Below are 16,999 nucleotides of genomic sequence, written 5' to 3'. Positions count from 1 at the left end.
TTTGCCTTTGGTGGCTCAGCGTTGTTCGCAACGTCCTATTACATCGTGCAGCGTACAAGTCAGGCGCGCTTGTTTTGTGACAAATTAGCAGCATTTACTTTTTGGGGTTGGCAGGCAGTGATTGTTTTAGCTGCCGTGACATTGCCATTGGGTATTTCAACTTCAAAAGAATACGCTGAGCTAGAGTGGCCAATCGATATCTTGATCACCTTAGTTTGGGTGGCCTATGCAGTTGTGTTCTTCGGCACGATCATGAAGCGTAAGACGAAACATATCTATGTTTCTAATTGGTTCTTTGGTGCATACATTCTGACGATTGCTATTCTGCATATTTTCAATAACTTGGAAATGCCTGCGACATTGTGGAAGTCTTATTCTGCATATGCTGGCGTACAAGATGCGATGGTGCAGTGGTGGTATGGTCACAACGCGGTAGGCTTCTTCTTGACTACTAGCTTCTTGGGCATGATGTACTACTTCATCCCTAAGCAAGCAGAGCGCCCAATTTATTCATACCGTTTGTCCATTGTTCACTTCTGGGCTTTGAACTTTACCTATATGTGGGCAGGTCCTCACCATTTGCAACATACCTCTTTGCCTGACTGGACGCAGTCTCTTGGTACTGTGTTCTCCTTAATCTTGTTGGCGCCATCTTGGGGTGGAATGATCAACGGCATCATGACTTTATCTGGCGCTTGGTACAAACTCCGTCGTGACCCTATTCTCAAATTCTTAGTTGTAGCTCTGTCCTTCTACGGTATGTCTACCTTCGAAGGCTCGATGATGTCAATCAAGACTGTGAATAGCTTGTCTCATTACACAGACTGGACTATTGGCCACGTTCACTCAGGTGCTTTGGGTTGGGTTGCCATGATTACGATCGGCTCTCTCTACTACTTGATCCCACGCTTGGTAGGGCAAAAAGAGATGTACAGCACTAAGTGGATTGAGTTGCATTTCTGGATTGCCACTATCGGTGTTGTTCTATACATCGCTGCTATGTGGATTGCTGGCGTAATGCAAGGTTTGATGTGGAGAGCATTTGAGCCAGATGGAACATTGACATATAGCTTCGTTGAGTCCGTTAAAGCAACTTATCCTTTCTACATGATTCGCTTGTTGGGCGGCTTGTGCTACCTCAGCGGCATGTTCTTGATGGCATTCAACGTCTTCAAGACTGTGCAGGGTAAAACTTTTGTAAACGCGCCTATTCCAACGGCCGTTGCTGAACACTAAAAGGAGAAGAAAATGTCTAGCGAAAATAAATTCTTTTCCCACGGAACGCTTGAGAAAAACGTTGGCTGGTTAATTATTGCCACGATCATTGTGGTATCGATTGCAGGCCTAGTCCAAATCGTACCTCTCTTTTTCCAGCACACTACAACTGAGCCAAGTCCTGGTGTAGAGCCATATACAGCTTTGCGCTTGGCTGGACGTGATATCTATCAGCGCGAAGGGTGCGTTGGTTGTCATTCACAACAGATTCGTACTTTACGTTCAGAAGTAGAACGTTATGGTCCTTACTCTTTGGCTGGCGAGTCTGTATATGACCATCCATTCTTATGGGGTAGCAAACGTACTGGTCCAGATTTAGCTCGCGTTGGTGCTCGTTACTCTGATGATTGGCATCGTATTCACTTGCGCAATCCTCGTGATGTAGTTCCCGAGTCAAATATGCCTGGATATCCTTGGTTGCAGAAGAATGCTGCTAACGCATCCACAATTCAAGCTCATATGATTGCGATGACCCGTTTAGGCGTTCCTTACACCGAGGAAATGATTGCTAATGCGCCTAAAGAGTTAGAAGGCAAAACCGAAGAGGATGCATTGATTGCCTATCTTCAGGGTCTTGGCGTAAATCGTAGATACATCGTTGTTGATGAAGTGGTGGCCAAGTAAAGGCTGGGATTTTAATTAGAACGACATAAATCAAATGGAACAGATCACACCCTACCTCTCGGCTTTTTCTACAGTAATTGGACTTATTTTCTTTGTAGGAATTGTTTGGTGGGCTTGGTCTCCTGGTAGAAAAGAAGCAAACCAGGAATCAGCAGAACTTCCATTTGATCTTCCGGATGAATTCAGTAAGGATAAATCATGAGTGACTTTTTTAGCAGCGGTTGGAGTAGCTACATCGCCCTAGTTTCATTGGTAGGCATTGTTTGGTGTGTATGGCTATTGTTTTCACAGCGTAAAGCTAAAGTAGTGCATACGGCTGATGGCGCAGTTGCTGATACAGGTCACGTCTGGGATGGTGACTTACGCGAACTAAACAATCCGCTTCCACGCTGGTGGATGTGGATGTTCTTGCTATCTTGTGTGTTTGGATTGGTTTATTTAGTTCTATTCCCCGGCCTCGGATCTTTCCCTGGTGTGTTGGGTTACAGCACTGACGGTTCTCTCATGAAGTCCATGACAACTGCCAATGAAGAGTTAAAGCCTGTTTATGCTAAATACGTCACTATGGATATTGAGCAAGTTGCTGCTGATCCAAAAGCTCGTGAAATGGGTCAGCGCTTGTTCTTAAATTCTTGTGCGCAGTGCCATGGTTCAGATGCTGGCGGTGCTAAAGGCTTCCCGAATTTGACTGATGGTGACTGGCTCTATGGTGGCTCACCAGAAAATATCAAGACGACTCTTATTAATGGCCGTGCAGGTGTAATGCCTCCATTCCCGCAATTGGATAGCAAACAAATTGTTGATGTTGCTAACTATGTTCGCAGCCTTTCTGGTTTGCCAGCCGATGATCTCAAAGCAGCTCGCGGTGCCGATGTCTATAAATCGAATTGCGCTGCATGCCATGGTCCCGAAGGTAAAGGCAATATTGCATTAGGCGCACCTAACTTAACTGACAAAGTATGGTTATATGGCGGCTCAGAGGCAACGATTGTTGAGACTGTAACTAAAGGCCGTATGGCAATGATGCCTGCTCAAGATAAAGTCTTAAGTCCTGAAAAAATTCATTTATTAACTGCATATGTTTGGGGTTTATCTAACAATAAACAGCCAGCAGCAGCTAAATAAGAAAAGTATTTAGTGGCAGATCTTCCGCCGGGTGGAAAACCTATCCCCATAGAGGTTATTGAGGAGTCTCTTTACGAGGTCCGGCGAAAGATTTACCCACGTTCAGTATCGGGCCTCTTTGCCCGTTGGCGTTTTATCCTCGTTTTTGCAACCCAGCTACTGTTTTATGGTTTGCCATGGGTTAGCTGGAATGGTCGTCAGGCCGTACTCTTTGATTTAATTCAGCGTAAGTTTTATATCTTCGGCATTGTTTTATGGCCGCAGGATGTGATCTATCTCACGCTCCTATTAATTCTTTCTGCTTTAGCGCTCTTCCTCTTCACTGCAATTGCTGGCCGACTATTTTGTGGATACGCCTGTCCGCAAACGGTATATACCGAGATCTTTATGTGGATCGAGCGCAAGGTGGAAGGGGATCGCTTTGCACGCATTCGTTTAGACGGCGAGGAGTGGCCTTGGGGCTTTAGAAAGTGGCGCCTTAAGATCACCAAGCATTTCCTTTGGTTATTGATCGCATTCTGGACTGGTTTTACTTTCATTGGTTATTTCACACCAATTACCACTTTAGGCTCCGCACTAATTCATCTGTCTTTGGGTCCTTGGCAGACTTTCTGGTTATGTTTTTATGCCTTTGCTACTTGGGGTAACGCGGGTTTTATGCGTGAACAAGTTTGTAAGTACATGTGTCCATATGCACGCTTCCAAAGTGTGATGGTCGATAAAGATACTTTCTTGGTGACTTATGACAAAGTACGCGGAGAGCCTAGAGGTAGTCGTAGCAAGTCGGCTGATCATGAGTCTCTAGGTTTGGGCGACTGCGTTGACTGCAGTATTTGCGTGCAAGTTTGTCCTACTGGTATTGATATTCGTGATGGCTTGCAATACATGTGCATTGGTTGTGGTGCCTGTATTGATGCATGCGATCAGGTAATGGAAAAAGTGGATTATCCAAAAGGATTGATTCGATACACAACTGAGCGAGCAATCGAGGATCGTGAGTCGAATCAAAGCGCCATTCGTCATATCTTGCGCCCACGTGTATTAATCTACACAGCTTTCATTACCGTTCTTACGGCTGCATTCCTAGTCTCTCTAGCTACACGTAATCCATTGAGGGTAGACGTGATGCGCGATCGCGGTGCATTGGCACGCGAGGTAGAGGGTGTGAGGATTGAAAATATTTATCGTATTCAGATCATGAATGCTTCTGAAAATAATATGAACGTGCAAGTGAAGGCTCTTGGTTTAGATGGTCTAAAGGTGCTGAATTCTCAAGGTCAGGTCGTCACTGAGATTGAGGTGGCGCCGGCAAGTAATTTGCTGATGCCGATCAAGGTAAGTGCTGATACGGGCGTAAATCAGCCAGGCAATTACCCAATTCATTTTGATGTGATTGCTCACGAAATGTCTGGAAATGAGATGATTACCAGAACGCGTGATGAAAAATCAACTTTTATTATTCCCCGTTAAGCTAAAAGCAATGGAGAGGATGTATATGACAGAACAGAAAACTAGTAAACCTTGGTTTAAGCAATTATGGCCGTGGTTATTAATTAGCGGCCCTGCAGTTGCAATGATCGGTTGCATCATCACCATTTATTTGGCGATTAATTATCAGGCTGATAAACCATTGCGTGATGGTGTAGTTAAACGTGGTTTAAAGGTTGAGCAGCAGATTAAAGATGTGCAGGTTCAAAAATGAAGTACCGCTTGCTGATCTGGATTTTGTGGCCTTCCTTTTTGGTGGCTGGCATGGCAGAAGGCTTGTTATTCACCATAGTGCATCCACAGGATTTGCTATTTTTTGGCCATCACCCAGATATCTCGGATGAGGGTATTTACACCATTGGATTTTTTGCAATTTGGGTGTTTTGCGCTGCATCGAGTGCGCTTACAGCTTATATCCTGCCTGGTATAGAGTCACCAGATAGCAAAGAAGTAGATCGCGGCTTAATTTAAGCCTGTTTGATTGGGATTTCTGGGGTTGAGCAGCCCTGGCGATCAGGGTTTGGAATGCCCGCCAGTTCATATAGGCCGTTCATATCGATCAGTTTGATATGACGTTGCTTAATTTGAATCAGGCCTGATTCGGCAAAGCGCGAGAGCATGCGGCTAACAGTTTCGATTTGAATGCCAAGATAGCTGCCGATGTCATTGCGGCTCATGCGTAAATCAAATTCGTTATTCAGATAACCGCGTGCTGCTAAGCGTTGGGAAAGACTCAATAAAAATGCAGCCAATCTTTCTTCTGCACGCATTGTGCCGAGTGATAGTAGGTGACGTTGGTCTTGAGTCAGTTCACGACTCATGATTTTGTGAAACTGATTTTGCAGCATTGGAATTTGGCGTGCTAAATCTTCAAAGGCTTCGTAGCGAATGATACAAACTTCACTCTCTTCTAATGCAATCGCATCCGACTGATAATGACCCTCGCCAATCCCATCCAATCCCAAGATTTCACCGGGAAGGTGAAAGCCAATGACTTGTTGGCGACCATCTTGCAGGCAGAATTCGGTTTTGAGGGTGCCAAAGCGGACGCTGTATACAGAGCTGAGTGCATCCCCATGGCGATATAAGCTTTCCCCTTTTTGCAGGTGGACGCGTTCTTTAACCAGGCTGTCAATTTTTGAGACTTCGCTACTGTTTAGACCAACCGGCAGGCAAAACTGACCCAGTACACATACTGAGCATTTGCTGGTTGGGGTATCGGTAGGTTTGTAATTCATGCTAGAGCTAATTATGCAGTCAGTTTATTCTATACGGACAATGAATCATGTTTTTTAACCTTTATTTCGATAGCGGATGCTAACTTCTAGCCTTCTCATTGCCGTTTTTTTGGGCGCCCTTGTAAGTGGTTGGCACTGCGCTCTGATGTGCGGAGGCATAGCGGCAGCCATCGAACGACCAATCGCCATAGAGACCCCTTTAAGGGCCAAATCAGAGCTTTTTTACCTGCAACTGATCATGCATTTGGGACGTGTAACCACTTATGTTCTTCTGGGTTCTCTTGCCGCTGCCGTGGGTGTGGTGGTTTGGCAGCAAAATCTCATTCCAATTCAGCGACCCTTATTTGCTCTAACTTCTCTCATTTTGATCTTGATGGGAATTCGTCTTTTAAAGGCGGGTTCATCAGAAGGCTTATTGGGGGGTAAGTGGATCAGCTCCAAGATTGCCGCTTACTGGGCTAAATACTTAGGACGTATGGCTAGTGGTCCATCGCGTTGGTTCAGTGGCATGCTCTGGGGTTTAGTGCCCTGCGGATTGGTTTATAGCGTCTTGCCGCTCGCATTTTTATCGGGAGATGTGATAACTGGTGCCGCACTCATGTTGGCATTTGGTTTAGGCACTTTGCCGAATTTATTGTTGATCTCTAAATTTTCTGCAGCACTCACCCAGTTTGGACAATATCGTTGGGTGCGGTATTTGGCTGCATCGCTGCTGCTGATTGCAGGCGGCTTTGGTTTATACCGCGCTTGGGTTTTGCCAGAAGCATTATTAAAAGGCGGCTTCTGTATTTCTTAAGCTGCCTTTAAGTTGTCGCTGCTTCAATCCCAGAAATTAGGTCAGGGTAGAAAGAGTCTGGCGGAAGCGTAGCAATGAAGTTGCTGCGTTCAGCCATCTCAAGTGGCTGATGTGCCAAGCCACAAATTAGCAGGCGGATATTACGAATCTTACAGAGATGTGCAAGCTCCATGATCGTATCCATGCCGGAAGTATCAATGTAGATTACATTCTTTAAATCAAGTAACAGGGTATGTGAAGGTAAATTTGCCTCTATCTTTTCTAACAGCTTCACTGCGCCAAAAAAGATTGCCCCATGAATGCGGTACGCATCAATACGGCCTTGCTGGTTGCTTAATCCAGGGAAGTCACTCGCTAAAGCAATCTCGCAGCGCGATAAGCTAGAGATCCGGTAAATAAAAGTGATAAAAGCAAGCAGTAAACCCACCTGAACTGCGATGGTGAGATCCAGGACAACAGTCAAAATAAAGACACTTAAAATAGTAATGCGATATGGAAGGCGAAATTGTTTGAGGTCTATAAACTTTCTCCACTCTCCCATATTCCAGGCAACATACATCAAAATGGCAGCAAGACTAGCCAGTGGAATATTTTTGGCAAGAGGCGCCCCAAATAAAACAATGATGAGCAAAGTGACTGCATGTACAAGGCCAGCAATCGGAGTAGATGCGCCACTTTCTACATTGGTAACGGTGCGCGCAATTGTGCCTGTAGCTGGCATGCCACCAAAGAATGGAATCGTGAAATTGGCAATACCTTGGGCCATTAGTTCTTGATTGGATTCATGACGATCATGAATGAGGCCATCAGCAATACGTGCACAGAGCAAGGATTCAATGGCACCTAGCAATGCGAGTGTTAAGGCTGGTGCAATCATATATTGGGCGCTATCCCAGTTAATAGGAAGCCATTCAAACGAAGGAAGTCCAGAAGGGATGCCGCCAAAGCGACTGCCGATAGTTTCGACCGGTAAGCTAAAAACGCTTGTAACCATGGTTGCCAGAACCATTGTTACTACTGTGCCTGGAAGATGCGATAGCCATCCTAGGCGACTCTGAAATAACTTCCAAAAAATTAATAAAGCGAGACTGCCAGAAGCCACCCCAAGTGCTATTGGATTAAAAGTATCAGCAGCTAAATACAGCGCATGAACGGCCTCAAAAAAATGGGCGGGCATTTTTTCAATCTGAAGCCCAAAGAAGTCTTTGATTTGAGACAGGCCAATCAAAAAGGCGATGCCATTCGTGAAGCCAATAATGACGGCGATAGGAATGAAGCGTACTAAGGTACCAAGACGAAACATGCCCATCAGAAATAGAAATACACCAGACATGGCAGTTGCTAGCAATAAATTGGGTACGCCATAACGCTCAACAATGCCGTACACGATGACAATGAAGGCGCCAGCTGGACCGCCAATTTGAACGCGGCTACCACCAAGAAGCGAAATAAGGCCACCAGCAATGATGGCGGTGAAAATGCCCGCTTCAGGTTTTAGTCCGCTGGCAATCGCAAAAGCCATAGCCAGTGGAAGTGCAACAACGCCAACCGTCAATCCAGCCAAAACATCCTTTGTGAAAAGGGTGCGGTTGTAGCCGTTAAATGAATCTAATAATCGTGGGCGAAAAAACATAGGTTAAATATTAATACGCTATGAGATGCGGTTACCAACCCAGTATGCGATTCCTGAACATACGGCTGTAACAAAGCTACCCCATGCGATGTCAATCAAAGCAAGTTGTGTTGGGAAACCTCTGATCACTGCAAGATTGGTAAGGTCGTATGTCATATAGCAGAATAGACCGAACAAGGCACCATATTGCAGCGCATATAGCCAAGACTGTTTTGAGAGCGCTGGAACAATAACAAAAATACAGACCCCAAGAGCATAGAGTAAGTAGAAGGCAAGTCCTGCTATGAGCTTTGGTTCGCTCGCCATCAAGTCGCCCATCTGATCACGGTAGAGGTTTTTTGCGATACCCAAAAGCCATACCAAATCAATTGCGATTAAAGCGACTAAAAACGAGAGGTAGATAGCAAAATTCTTGAGCAATTAAGTTACCTTTATTCTTTTATAGGCCAATAATTAGCATTATGATGGAAAGAGTAGTCGAGTAGTTCAATTTGAAGGGAGTAAACATGTTTAAGCATTTATTGGTACCCGTAGATGGTTCAGATGTCAGTAAAAAATCCTTGAAGAAGGTTGCTGCACTTGCTAAGGCTGATGGCCCGGCAGTAACGCTAGTGTATGTTTCTGATCCCTTGCCCCCAATGGTCTATTCGGATAGCACTATGGGTTATGGAATCACGCAAAAGGAGCACTCCAAGGTTTGTGAGGCTTATGCGAAAGACGTATTTAAGAAAGCAACGACTGCGCTTGGTACTGGCCTGAAAGTCAAAAGCCTGCATATCGCTAATAGCAATTTATCCGAAGGTATTTTGGATGGCGCCAAAAAAGCGAAGGCCGATGTGATTGTCATGGCCTCCCATAAGCGCACGGGAATTAAAAGCATCTTGTTAGGTAGTGAGACGCACGAAGTGATCGTGCATTCAAAACTGCCAGTATTAGTTTTGGGTTAATTTCTTAGTGCTCAGCAAAAAGGGTCCAAGCGGACCCTTTTTTATTTCTAAGTGAAGAAGAAATTCAAATAACTGACTAGCAATGGGCCTTAGTTATTTTTGATTGGGCTGCCAAGTAACAGTATTTCTTTAGTCAGCTGACCACTTTCGTTATCACGCATAGACCACAAATCGAGTTGAGTCTTGGGCGCATAAGGATCTATATAGATACCATTTTTTCTCAATTCATAATGAAGATGTGGCCCAGTGGATCTACCGGTTGATCCTACATAACCAATTTCTAATCCGCGTCGCACTTCATTGCCCAATCCAAGCTCTACGTTGTAGCCGCTTAAGTGTGCATAGTAGGTATGGTAATTGCCTGGATGCTCCAAAATAATGAGGTTTCCAAATGCACCGCTGTAGCTGATATGAGCCACCCTACCGTTGGCAACACTAAACACGGGCGTGCCAGTTGGCGCAGAGTAATCGATGCCCATATGAGCGCGATAACGCTGTTTGGTCTGAGGGGGTGGGGTTGCGGGCGCGGTTTTAGCTGTCGCTGCAGGCGCCTTGCCACGCTTGCCAGAAGAGGCTTTGACCATGCCAACGCCCCGTGAAATACGGCGATAGCTTAATGGGTTAGTCCAGAAAGAGCGCTCGAGGGATTCGCCGGATCCAGTAAAGAAACCGCCCGGAATGTCATTGCGCTCTAGCCAAAAAGCATTCGCATATACCTCTTTAGTGGTGGGATCAATAATTTCTGCTGCCCAAATTTGCGCCCATTTTTCACGATCACCAAAGTCCACTATTAAGCGTACGACGCTATTGGTATTTTCAAGAGAATTATTTTCTTCGGGATAAATTTGCTTAATCAGAGAGTTCAATTCCCAAACAAGCTCTACTGGTAATTGATCATTTACTTTGCGCGGATCATATAAAACATCTCTCAAAGGAATTCGAATTTCAGTGAGACGCTTAGATTCATCTCGCAGAAAGTCTTGTTGAATTAAAAATCCACCAACTGCTGAAGGTGTAAATGTCCAAACTTCAGTTTTACTATCTTGGATTGGGCCATTCATGATGCTCAGTGAATCAAATCGATTACGACTTCCGAAGGCAACTGCATAAGGAATGCAATCTCCACGCATATGATCAAAAAAAGTTTTCGTCTGATTTTTAAAGAACTCAGCAAACTGGGGGTTATCGATGCCAATACTTGCGGGTAGGCTATCTTCACTAAAGCTGCGTCGCAGACAGCCTTGATTGACTCGATAGTCTAGGTTCGAGTCGTTATCGAGCATGAGTTCATCTGGCGCTTTTCTCTGAAAGAGCGCCGGGTTTAGGCTCATGCTGCTCGTTTTGGTGTTAGCACCCGCAGACTTATCTTTCAAGCCAACTTGTTTGGTGGTTTGTACGGTGATCTTGTTGCGTGCTTGGTTGGCATTTTGGGCTTGATTACTTTGCGCATAAACCAAGCCTGGGGTTGTGCTCAGAAAGGCGCAGCCAGACAAAGTAATTACAGCCCTACTGAACAGGGATCTAAAAGATGCTTTTGTATTCACCCCTCAATTATCTAATAATGTGAAAGCCTGGACGAATAAATATGTTGTGCTGCAGCAAATATATCTATTCCTGGTCAGGCGCAATCTTGAGAACTTCAAAAGCTGCCTTTAGTCTTTGCTCGTAGTTCTGTTTCATCAGGGCTGCTTGATCAGCTGGCCAGACCTTAAAACCTGCGCCTTTGGCAATGCCAGTTTTGCCACTTTTCACTAAATTGGTTACACAACTTGGGGGCTGGGTGATGTTGGATAAAGAGGGGTATATCAATTCTGCGGCTAAGGTCATACCTTCCCAGCCGGAAATTTCCTTTTGAGTCATAGGTCCAACTGCGGCATAGCGAAACCCAAAGCTATAGCGAACTGCGGTATCAATATCGTCAGGCGTGGCTATGCCCTCCTCAACAAGGGAGAGTGCTTCACGCATTAATGCATGTTGAATGCGGTTTGCTAAAAATCCTGGAATATCTTTTTTAACGAGTACAGGTTTTTTTCCATGATCACGATAAAACTGGCAGAGTTTTTCTGCTAAGGCTAAATCAGAATGTTGCCCAGCAACAATTTCTACTAGCGGTACGATATGCGCTGGCATGAAGTAGTGAGCATTAAACATGCGATGCGCTGTTGGAAGATCTTTAGCAATATCGCTAATTGGGAAGCCCGAGCTATTGCTGCCAATCGGAATATGAGGTGGCACTCTCTGATCTAGTGAAGTAAAGATGTCTTGCTTTAGTTGCAACTGTTCGGATACTGTTTCAATTACAAAATCGACATCATTCCAGTCTTGCCAGGCTGTAATAGTGTCGCTTTGTAGTGATGGGCTTTGCTTAGGCCATTCAGAATTAATTGAATTTGCACATAACTGAATGGATTCGAGGCAGGCTGCAGCCTTTTCTGCGCTGCGACCAAGCATAACAATGTTGGTTCCGCTAGCCAAGAACCCAGCAGCAATACCAACTCCCATGGTCCCAGTTCCGATGACAACTACTTTGCTCATTTTTAACCTACGTGCGCTGAAAGGAATGGGTTGATTATTCCTTATTTGCGCTCCTGCCGGCAATTTAAATTCTGGATACAATCATTTTTTGATTAAGGAGTTTAGATGCCGATTATTGAATCCATCCAAGTTGCTTCTGTGGCAGTTCCCTTGGATAAAGTCACTTCATTTTCTACTCGCACCGTTTCTGAGCGTCACTATTGCCTAGTCAAAGTGCGCGGTAAAGATGGCAACGAAGGTATCGGCTTTTGCTATGTTGGTAGTGCCGGTGGGGATATCGCTAAGGTTGCTGTAGAGCAATTATTGGCCCCTAAACTCATTGGTCAAAATAGCCACCGCAGTGAAGGCCTATGGATGGATATGTATAACGAATCTATCTTGCAGGGCCGCACAGGTGCAGTCATGCGTGGGATCTCTATTTTGGATACCGCTTTATGGGATCTCAATGCGCGTTCCGTAGGTTTGCCTTTGCATCAATACCTCGGATCAGTTGTAGACGATCGAGTGCCGGCCTATGCTAGCGGCGGCTACTACCTTGAGGGTAAGACTCCTGCCAAGCTTGGCAAAGAGATGGAGTCATACGTTAAGCAGGGCTTTAAAGCTGTGAAGATGAAGGTGGGTCGCCTATCTCCATCCGAAGAGGAGGCCAGAGTTAAGGCTGCTCGCAAGGCGGTAGGTGAGGATGTTTTGCTCACATTGGATGCCAATAATGCCTGGCGCGATCTGCCAACTGCTCTTGAGTATGTTCGTCGCTTTGAGGCTTACAACCCATATTGGATTGAGGAGCCTTTCTCACCGGATGCGATTGATTTGCATGCCGCATTAGCACGTCAAACCAAGATTAATGTTGCCACTGGCGAAATGGAAGCGGGACGTTGGCGCTTTAGAGAGTTAATTGATGCTGGTGGCGCTGCTATTTTGCAATCTGATGCTGCTGTCTGCGGTGGCATTACCGAGTGGAGGCGCATTTCTGCATACGCTGATTTAAAAGGGGTGATAGTTTGTCCACACTGGATGCATGACCTGCATGCACCATTAGTAGCCGCTACTCCTAATGCGCGCTTTGTTGAATTTTTCTTGGATGACCAAGTGCTCAACTTCCGCAGATTGATTAATAAGCAACTCGCTTTTAAGAATGGCGATTTGATATTGCATAAAACCCCTGGCTTAGGCTTTGAATTTGATGAGGCGGCTGTGAAGAAGTACGCAGGTAAGACTGTATGGAGCAAGATCTCTTAAGTTCACTTTTGCATAGAAACAATACAGCCCGCAGTTGCGGGCTGTATTGTTTATGGGAACTACCTTTTTCCATTAGGATAAAAATACTGCCTAAGAGGATCTTGGATTGAGTTTGAAATGCGTAATAGTTTGAGTGACTAGAACCAAGCCAAATCCAACGAAGCCGATTAAGTCTGCTTCGGTAGATGGGTAGGCAAGGGCAACCCCAGAGATCACCATAATGACGCGTTCAAAGATTTTGGTTTTCTCGATGAACCAGCCCTGTAACCCTCCGGCCAAGCAAATGATTCCAACTACGGCTGTAAATGAGACCCAGGCAATTTGTGACCAGTCTGCCTGTTCAAGTGCGGTAGTGGATCCCATCAGCAACAAGCTCACACCAGATTTATCTAATACAAACATGAATGGAACCAGGATTGCTGGCGCAACATACTTCCAGGTTTGTAAGGTGGTCTTATAGGGATTGCCTTTACAAATTGCAGCCGCCGCAAAAGGGGAGAGTGCAGTCGGTGGCGATACTTCAGAAAGTACTGCGTAATAGAAAATAAACATATGAGCGGCAAAAGCAGGCACGCCTAAATTAATGAGTGCGGGTGCTGCGATCACCGCGCAAATAATGTATGAAGCTGTCACTGGAACGGCTAGGCCAACTACCCAAACTACTAAAGCAGTAAAGATGGTTGTTAACAAAAGTGATCCGCCTGCGTACTGAATCACAATCGAGCTAAATTTAAGACCAAGACCGGTCAAGGTAACGGTTCCTACGATCAGGCCAGCGCCTGCGCAGGTGGCGGCAATTGCCAACACGCCGGTTGATCCTGAGGCAAGCGCCTTTGTCAGATTCGAGTTGTAAAGCCCTTTGACGATGGGCTCTTTACCTTTAAACCATGCCCAAGGAATGATGGCAGTGTCTTCGCGCAACATGCTGGAGAGGGCGGATACAACGGTTGCCCAAAATACCGACATGACAGGAGAGAAGCCCATCAACATAAAGACAACGATGGAGATCAATGAGAAAAAGTGGAACCAATATTTTTTAGTGAGTTGCCACGCTGTTTCAGCTGATGAGAACTGAATGCTCTTCATGCCGTATTTACGAACATCAATTTCTACCATGACAAACAAGCCAAGATAAAAAAGAATCGTAGGAATGGTTGCCATCAGCAACACATCTAAATAGGAAATCTTTAAAAAGTCCGCAATCAAGAAAGCTGCTGCACCTAATACCGGCGGAGAAATAATGGCGCCTAGACCACCTGCCGCTAAAAGACCGCCAGCTGCATTCTTTTCGTAACCTACTTTATCTAGCATTGGGGCGGCGACTGAGCCAACAGTCACTGTAGTAGCAACGCCTGAACCTGATGGTCCGCCAAGCAGGAATGAGGACATCACAATAGTTCTGCCTACGCCAGAGGATTTTCCGCCCATAGCAGCGAATGAGAAATCAATAAAGAATTTACCTGCGCCTGTGAATTGCAAGAAGGCGCCAAAAATAGTGAAGAGAATAATGAGGGTTGCGGAGACATCTACAGCAGTGCCATAAATACCCTCAAGGGTCATGTACATATAACCCACTAAGCGATCTAGACCATAACCTTTATGGGTCCAGGGCGCCGGTAAGTAGTTACCAAATAAGGCGTATAGCAAAAATAGAACGGTAACGGTCACCAATACCATGCCATTCGTTCTGCGGACACTTTCAAGAATCAACAAAATCAAACCAATACCAATCATCACATCAGTAGAGTTGGGCGCGGTATTTCTGTCCATGAAATCATCGCCGCCACCAAGGATGTAATAAGCAATTGCTACAGAGCCTAAAGCGAATATCACATCCCAGATCATGAGACGATTTTTGAAACGTGCCGCTATCGGAAAACTTAAGAAAACCAGAAACAGTACGAGCGCAACGTGAATAACGCGGAGCTGTTGAGTTGGAACGATAGAGTAAGCAGCATAAAGATGAAATAAAGACATGCCCACTGCAACTAGAGTAATGAACTTGGCTAGTAGACCTTTGTAATCGTTAGAGTCGCCTTCTTCTTGTTTGATAAAGGCGTCTAATTTTTCCTGGGTCTCGTTATCGATAACGTTTTGATTCATGTCTCAACCTATTTATTTATATTTATGCGCTACTTTAAAGCAAAAAGGGGTGAGTTTGACTCACCCCTGACTACAAATGCTTACTCAATTTACTTTGATTCCTTTTTCCTTAAAGTACTTTAAGGCGCCTGGATGGTATGGAACTGGTGTTGCATTTGCTTTTTGAGCATCCAGTTTGACATTGCGGTATTCAGCATGTGAGCGAACTAACTCGAGTTGATTGTCAAAGACGGCCTTCACGATTTTGTAAGCCTCATCATCTGACATGGATGCATTCACAACCAATAAGTTTGCAACTGCAGCAACATTATTGTCTTTGGCCATACCGCTATAGGTCTGTTTAGTAATGAGGGATGGGAAATACAAGTTACCGTATTTCTTATTCATTGCTGGCACTTCAGCTGATGTATCCACCATGACAATCTTCATGCCAGGGCTATTCGCTAAATCAGTTACCGCAGCAGTAGGTAAGCCACCAACCCAGAAGAATGCATCAATCTTGCGATCTTTTACTGCATTTACAGATTCAGCAACGCTCAAGCGCTCGCGCTTGATGTCCTTGGTTGGATCTAGACCGGCTGCCTCAAGAAGACGGAATGCCATGACTTCTGTGGCGCTACCAGGAGATCCAGTGCTGACGCGTTTGCCTTTGAGGTCAGCCATGGTTTTAATACCAGTGGACTCTACTGTTGCAACGTGCATCAAGTTTGGATAAAGAATCAGCAATGTGCGTACTTCAATTGGCTTATCTTTGAATTTATCAACACCGCTAGTTGCATCCTTGGCAGCATCAGCCATAGAGAAGCCAACATAAGGCTTGCCTGTGCCAATCAATTTCAAGTTATCTACTGAGCCACCTGTAACCTCGGCTGTAGCAGACATTCCAGGAACTTTGCTAGAGAGTACTGAGGCAAGTCCACCACCCATAGGGTAGTAAACTCCGCCTGTACCACCGGTTGCAATAGAAATATTTTGAGCGTTCACGCTCGCGCAAAGAAAACTGAGCGATAAAGCAATGACTTTAAGTAGTTTCATTTTTGTCTCCTAATAAATTTTATATTTTTAAATTACAGGCCCGGCATACTAAAGTTAATCTGTTGAAGTTCACTGAGTAACTGAGCTTGTTGCTCAGCGGTTAATTGCATGAGTGGTGGACGCACTCTGAGCCACTCTGGATCTTTGCTGTAATGTGCAACTGCAGTCTTCATGCCAGCAATCATTTGGTATTTAGCAAAAATTCCGCGTACTTGATCTAGACCGGCTTGACGCTCATCAGCATTAGACTCTCTCCAGTGCGCCGCTAAATCAGCAATTGCTTTCGGGTTCACATTGGCGGTAGCTGAAATACAGCCAACACCACCAGCACGTAAGGCGCGCATCAAGAATACTTCGCTACCAGCATATACACGGAAGCCGTGCGGCGCTAATAATTTAATGACGGATTCTGTATAAGACCAATCACCAGAGCTATCTTTCATACCAACAATGGTCTTTGGATACTCTTTTGTTAAGCGCTCTAATAAAGAGAGGCTTAAATTAATTTTGGTAACAGGTGGGATGTTGTAGATGTAAATCTGCAGCGCTGCACTGCCGACCTTTTGAATCACTTCAGAGAAGTAAGCAAATAGGCCGTCATCAGAAACGTCTTTGTAATAGAAGGGTGGCAACATTAATACGCCGGCACATTTGTGGTTCACTGCGTGGCGTGTCATGTTGACAGTAGCATCAATCGATGTAGCACCAGTACCTGGCATGAGGTGGTCGGGACTTAAGCCGCCCTCAATAAGTGTTGTCAGGGTACTCATCTTCTGCGGAGCTGACATAGAGTTGGCTTCAGAGTTTGTACCAAAGATGGCTTGGCCAACGCCATTGGCCTCTAGCCATTTACATTGCTTTAATAACTTGGGAGCATCCGGGCTGCCATCTGCCTTAAATGGCGTCAGAACAGGGGATAGCACCGCGGGTAAGGTGGATGGGTGCAGGGAAATCGTCATGC

General features: G+C 45.2%; 19 protein-coding genes. 10 read left to right on the top strand and 9 right to left on the bottom strand.

From position 1 onward, the window contains the following. The 7 genes from ccoN to ICN23_RS02175 form a co-directional block, all read left to right on the top strand. Nucleotides 1–1,236: cytochrome-c oxidase, cbb3-type subunit I (gene ccoN, locus ICN23_RS02205; protein WP_216230721.1), on the top strand; the 1,236-nt coding region annotated here is incomplete at its 5' end. A gap of 12 nt (nt 1,237–1,248) precedes the next feature. Then, entirely contained in the window at nt 1,249–1,899 is a 651-nt protein-coding gene (ccoO, locus tag ICN23_RS02200; protein WP_216230720.1) for a cytochrome-c oxidase, cbb3-type subunit II, read from the top strand. A gap of 34 nt (nt 1,900–1,933) precedes the next feature. Further along, on the top strand, nt 1,934–2,101 hold the full coding sequence (locus tag ICN23_RS02195; protein ID WP_068324448.1) for a CcoQ/FixQ family Cbb3-type cytochrome c oxidase assembly chaperone: 168 nt from the start codon (nt 1,934–1,936) through the stop codon (nt 2,099–2,101). Continuing rightward, nucleotides 2,098–3,024, top strand: a complete 927-nt coding sequence (gene ccoP / locus ICN23_RS02190) for a cytochrome-c oxidase, cbb3-type subunit III (RefSeq protein WP_216230719.1) — start codon at nt 2,098–2,100, stop codon at nt 3,022–3,024. Before ICN23_RS02195 ends, ccoP begins: the two co-directional genes overlap by 4 nt. A gap of 12 nt (nt 3,025–3,036) precedes the next feature. Next, a complete protein-coding gene (gene ccoG, locus ICN23_RS02185) occupies nt 3,037–4,494 on the top strand; it encodes a cytochrome c oxidase accessory protein CcoG (RefSeq protein ID WP_216230718.1) in 1,458 nt (485 codons plus the stop codon). Nucleotides 4,495–4,519: 25 nt separating this feature from the next. Beyond that, nucleotides 4,520–4,726: a FixH family protein gene (locus ICN23_RS02180; protein WP_216230717.1), complete on the top strand. Its 207-nt coding sequence runs from the start codon at nt 4,520–4,522 to the stop codon at nt 4,724–4,726. Further along, nucleotides 4,723–4,983, top strand: coding sequence for a hypothetical protein (locus tag ICN23_RS02175; protein ID WP_216230716.1), 261 nt, complete (start codon nt 4,723–4,725; stop codon nt 4,981–4,983). The genes ICN23_RS02180 and ICN23_RS02175 overlap by 4 nt, the downstream gene beginning before the upstream one ends. Here ICN23_RS02175 and fnr read toward each other — a convergent pair. Both fnr and ICN23_RS09985 read right to left on the bottom strand, forming a co-directional pair. Further along, nucleotides 4,980–5,750 carry a fumarate/nitrate reduction transcriptional regulator Fnr gene (gene fnr, locus ICN23_RS02170; protein WP_216230715.1) on the bottom strand — a complete coding sequence of 257 codons (771 nt, stop codon included), beginning with the start codon at nt 5,748–5,750 and terminating at the stop codon, nt 4,980–4,982. The genes ICN23_RS02175 and fnr overlap by 4 nt on opposite strands. Nucleotides 5,751–5,804: 54 nt before the next feature. Then, complete coding sequence (locus ICN23_RS09985; RefSeq protein WP_255532789.1) at nt 5,805–5,939, bottom strand: hypothetical protein; 135 nt, start codon at nt 5,937–5,939, stop codon at nt 5,805–5,807. Here ICN23_RS09985 and ICN23_RS02165 point away from each other — a divergent pair. After that, nucleotides 5,896–6,546, top strand: coding sequence for a sulfite exporter TauE/SafE family protein (locus ICN23_RS02165; RefSeq protein WP_255532763.1), 651 nt, complete (start codon nt 5,896–5,898; stop codon nt 6,544–6,546). The genes ICN23_RS09985 and ICN23_RS02165 overlap by 44 nt on opposite strands. A gap of 7 nt (nt 6,547–6,553) precedes the next feature. On the opposite strand, the gene ICN23_RS02160 is transcribed toward ICN23_RS02165, so the two are convergent. Both ICN23_RS02160 and ICN23_RS02155 read right to left on the bottom strand, forming a co-directional pair. Next, the gene (locus tag ICN23_RS02160; protein ID WP_216230713.1) at nt 6,554–8,179 is read right to left on the bottom strand and encodes a SulP family inorganic anion transporter; all 1,626 of its coding nucleotides are present in this window, start codon (nt 8,177–8,179) and stop codon (nt 6,554–6,556) included. Between the two features lie 18 nt (nt 8,180–8,197). After that, complete coding sequence (locus ICN23_RS02155) at nt 8,198–8,599, bottom strand: DUF2177 family protein (RefSeq protein ID WP_216230712.1); 402 nt, start codon at nt 8,597–8,599, stop codon at nt 8,198–8,200. Nucleotides 8,600–8,685: 86 nt separating this feature from the next. Between ICN23_RS02155 and ICN23_RS02150 the strand changes: the two genes are divergently transcribed. Then, on the top strand, nt 8,686–9,126 hold the full coding sequence (locus tag ICN23_RS02150) for a universal stress protein (protein ID WP_216230711.1): 441 nt from the start codon (nt 8,686–8,688) through the stop codon (nt 9,124–9,126). An 89-nt stretch (nt 9,127–9,215) separates the two neighbouring features. Here the strand turns inward: ICN23_RS02150 and ICN23_RS02145 are convergent, their stop codons facing one another. Then, nucleotides 9,216–10,670, bottom strand: coding sequence for a M23 family metallopeptidase (locus ICN23_RS02145; RefSeq protein WP_370624746.1), 1,455 nt, complete (start codon nt 10,668–10,670; stop codon nt 9,216–9,218). 64 nt (nt 10,671–10,734) lie between these two features. Then, the gene (locus ICN23_RS02140; protein WP_216230710.1) at nt 10,735–11,661 is read right to left on the bottom strand and encodes a 3-hydroxyacyl-CoA dehydrogenase NAD-binding domain-containing protein; all 927 of its coding nucleotides are present in this window, start codon (nt 11,659–11,661) and stop codon (nt 10,735–10,737) included. Nucleotides 11,662–11,766: 105 nt separating this feature from the next. On the opposite strand from ICN23_RS02140, the gene ICN23_RS02135 reads away from it, so the two are divergent. Further along, on the top strand, nt 11,767–12,900 hold the full coding sequence (locus tag ICN23_RS02135; RefSeq protein ID WP_216230709.1) for a mandelate racemase/muconate lactonizing enzyme family protein: 1,134 nt from the start codon (nt 11,767–11,769) through the stop codon (nt 12,898–12,900). 90 nt (nt 12,901–12,990) lie between these two features. Here the strand turns inward: ICN23_RS02135 and ICN23_RS02130 are convergent, their stop codons facing one another. From ICN23_RS02130 to ICN23_RS02120, 3 genes are all read right to left on the bottom strand, one after another. After that, nucleotides 12,991–15,003 carry a TRAP transporter fused permease subunit gene (locus ICN23_RS02130; RefSeq protein ID WP_216230708.1) on the bottom strand — a complete coding sequence of 671 codons (2,013 nt, stop codon included), beginning with the start codon at nt 15,001–15,003 and terminating at the stop codon, nt 12,991–12,993. Between the two features lie 84 nt (nt 15,004–15,087). Next, nucleotides 15,088–16,038 carry a TAXI family TRAP transporter solute-binding subunit gene (locus tag ICN23_RS02125; protein WP_216230707.1) on the bottom strand — a complete coding sequence of 317 codons (951 nt, stop codon included), beginning with the start codon at nt 16,036–16,038 and terminating at the stop codon, nt 15,088–15,090. A 32-nt stretch (nt 16,039–16,070) separates the two neighbouring features. Continuing rightward, nucleotides 16,071–16,997, bottom strand: a complete 927-nt coding sequence (locus ICN23_RS02120) for a dihydrodipicolinate synthase family protein (protein ID WP_216230706.1) — start codon at nt 16,995–16,997, stop codon at nt 16,071–16,073. Nucleotides 16,998–16,999: the final 2 nt, after the last annotated feature.

This window comes from Polynucleobacter sp. MWH-Jannik1A5 (assembly GCF_018881795.1).
Lineage (GTDB): Bacteria > Pseudomonadota > Gammaproteobacteria > Burkholderiales > Burkholderiaceae > Polynucleobacter.
The sequence above is the reverse complement of the archived record's forward strand: the minus strand, read 5'-3'. Positions and strand labels throughout refer to the sequence as shown.

Coding starts and splice junctions, on each gene's coding strand:
- ccoO (WP_216230720.1), top strand. CDS start 1,249: ATGTCTAGCGAAAATAAATTCTTTTCCCACGGAACGCTTGAGAAAAAC.
- ICN23_RS02195 (WP_068324448.1), top strand. CDS start 1,934: ATGGAACAGATCACACCCTACCTCTCGGCTTTTTCTACAGTAATTGGA.
- ccoP (WP_216230719.1), top strand. CDS start 2,098: ATGAGTGACTTTTTTAGCAGCGGTTGGAGTAGCTACATCGCCCTAGTT.
- ICN23_RS02180 (WP_216230717.1), top strand. CDS start 4,520: ATGACAGAACAGAAAACTAGTAAACCTTGGTTTAAGCAATTATGGCCG.
- ICN23_RS02175 (WP_216230716.1), top strand. CDS start 4,723: ATGAAGTACCGCTTGCTGATCTGGATTTTGTGGCCTTCCTTTTTGGTG.
- fnr (WP_216230715.1), bottom strand. CDS start 5,750: ATGAATTACAAACCTACCGATACCCCAACCAGCAAATGCTCAGTATGT.
- ICN23_RS02165 (WP_255532763.1), top strand. CDS start 5,896: ATGTGCGGAGGCATAGCGGCAGCCATCGAACGACCAATCGCCATAGAG.
- ICN23_RS09985 (WP_255532789.1), bottom strand. CDS start 5,939: ATGGCGATTGGTCGTTCGATGGCTGCCGCTATGCCTCCGCACATCAGA.
- ICN23_RS02160 (WP_216230713.1), bottom strand. CDS start 8,179: ATGTTTTTTCGCCCACGATTATTAGATTCATTTAACGGCTACAACCGC.
- ICN23_RS02150 (WP_216230711.1), top strand. CDS start 8,686: ATGTTTAAGCATTTATTGGTACCCGTAGATGGTTCAGATGTCAGTAAA.
- ICN23_RS02140 (WP_216230710.1), bottom strand. CDS start 11,661: ATGAGCAAAGTAGTTGTCATCGGAACTGGGACCATGGGAGTTGGTATT.
- ICN23_RS02135 (WP_216230709.1), top strand. CDS start 11,767: ATGCCGATTATTGAATCCATCCAAGTTGCTTCTGTGGCAGTTCCCTTG.
- ICN23_RS02130 (WP_216230708.1), bottom strand. CDS start 15,003: ATGAATCAAAACGTTATCGATAACGAGACCCAGGAAAAATTAGACGCC.
- ICN23_RS02125 (WP_216230707.1), bottom strand. CDS start 16,038: ATGAAACTACTTAAAGTCATTGCTTTATCGCTCAGTTTTCTTTGCGCG.
- ICN23_RS02120 (WP_216230706.1), bottom strand. CDS start 16,997: ATGACGATTTCCCTGCACCCATCCACCTTACCCGCGGTGCTATCCCCT.